Origin of the sequence: Streptomyces alkaliphilus, from assembly GCF_014141535.1 — a bacterium.
Classification (GTDB): domain Bacteria; phylum Actinomycetota; class Actinomycetes; order Streptomycetales; family Streptomycetaceae; genus Streptomyces; species Streptomyces alkaliphilus.
The window spans coordinates 1-1857 of record NZ_VKHT01000979.1 but is presented as its reverse complement, the minus strand read 5'-3'; the positions used below and the strand labels follow the sequence as shown (position 1 = coordinate 1857).

Here is a 1857-nt window from a genome sequence, read left to right as displayed (position 1 = left end):
CGGGTGGGGTGTGGGCCATGTCAGCGGGCTTCCCTGGTGGTGAGGTGGTCGTCGTCGAGGTGGACCCCGAAGACGGGCGGGATGCGTTCCCCGGCCCGGTGGAGGCGGTCGGCGAGACCGCGGGGGACGGGGTGGTGCCGGAAGTTCCCGTGGACGCGGCCGTCGGCGGTCATCGGGGTGGTCTCGAGGCGGGCCAGGTCGGCGATGCGGAAGGGTTGGCGTCCCCGGCTGGTGAGGGCGACGACCTCGGCGATGCGTCGGGTGCCGTCGGGGTTGCGGACGAGTTGGACGATGACGTCCACGGCACTGTTGATCTGGTCGCGCAGGGCCTCGAAGGGCACCTGGAGTTCCGACATGGAGGCGAGGGTCTGCAGCCGCATCAGGGCGTCGTCGGCGCTGTTGGCGTGGACGGTGGCCAGGGATCCGTCGTGGCCGGTGGACATGGCCTGGAGCATGTCGAGGGTCTCCCCACCGCGGACCTCGCCGACGATGATGCGGTCGGGGCGCATGCGCAGGGAGTTGCGGACCAGGTCCCGGATGGTGATCTCGCCGCGGCCCTCGACGTTGGGGGGCCTGGATTCCAGGCGGATGACGTGGCTCTGTTGGAGTTGGAGTTCGGCGGCGTCCTCGACGGTGACGATGCGCTCGCCGTCGGGGATGAGTCCGGAGAGGGCGTTGAGCAGGGTGGTCTTCCCGGAGCCGGTGCCGCCGGAGACGATGATGTTGAGCCTGGCCCGGACCAGGGCGGCGAGCAGCAGCAGGATCGACTCGTCCAGGGTGCCGAAGTCGACGAGTTCGCGGAGTGTGTAGGCGCGGGGGAAGCGGCGGATGGTGAGGGTGGCGCCGGTCAGGGAGAGCGGCGGGATGATGACGTTGACCCGTTCCCCGGTGGGCAGGCGGGCGTCGACCATGGGGTTGGCCTCGTCCACGCGGCGGTTGACGGTGGAGACGATGCGCTCGATGGTCTGCATGAGCTGTTCCTCGGAGGCGAAGCGCAACGGCAGGCGTTCCACCCGGCCGGCGCGTTCCACGAAGATCTGCTCCGGGCCGTTGACCATGATCTCGGTGACGGAGGCGTCCTCCAGCAGGGGTTCGAGGATGCCCAGTCCCAGGGCCTCGTCCACCACGCGACGGATGAGCAGGGCGCGTTGCTGGGGGGAGAGTACGGGCCCCTCCCGGCTGAGGATGTGGCCGAGGACGCGCTCGAGGCGGTCACGGCGTTCGACGGTGCCCAGGGAGGACATCTCGGCGAGGTCGATCTCCCGGAGGAGTTTGGCGCGGTAATCGGCGACCAGCCGACCGTCCCCGTGGCCGTCGGTGGTGGTCTCCTCCCGGCCGGCGAGGCGGGACCTGAGGCCCATGGTGTGTCTCCCGGTGGTTCCTGGTGCCGGCGCGGGGTCTGTCCCGTGCCGGTGGGGTGGTCTGGGCTAGTCGCAGGGCATGGTGACGGAGCGTCGGGCGGTGCCGGGGCTCGGCAGGAAGGGCATCACGGAGGGGACCTCGACGCTCGCGGTCACCGTGGTCACGTCCCCGCACGCCTCCCCCATGCCCAGGGAGACCGACAGCCAGTCGCTGGTGGCCGCCCGGCCGGCCTCCGCCCAGCGGTGTCCGATCTCCTCCTGCGCGGCGACCCGGGCGGCGGCGCGGGCGGCGGACCCGGCCTGCTGGACGGCGAAGCCGGCGACGCCGAGTTGGATGCCGGCGAGCGCGACGAGGAGGAGGATGGGCAGCCAGCCGGCGAACTCCACGGCGGTGACGCCGCGTTGGCCGTCGCGCCGGCCGCTCCGGGGCCGGCGTCCCCCGGTGCCCGGAGGGACGGGAGCGGTCGGTGTCGTGGCGGGGAGGGTCGTGGTGGGG

2 protein-coding genes are annotated in these 1857 nt (G+C 72.2%); both read right to left on the bottom strand.

The features are described from left to right. Positions 1-20: 20 nt before the first annotated feature. Positions 21-1361, bottom strand: a complete 1341-nt coding sequence (locus FNQ90_RS21695; RefSeq protein WP_182607900.1) for a CpaF family protein — start codon at positions 1359-1361, stop codon at positions 21-23. A 66-nt stretch (positions 1362-1427) separates the two neighbouring features. Next, a partial coding sequence (locus FNQ90_RS21690; protein ID WP_228471467.1) for a TadE family protein occupies positions 1428-1857 on the bottom strand: 430 nt, incomplete at its 5' end.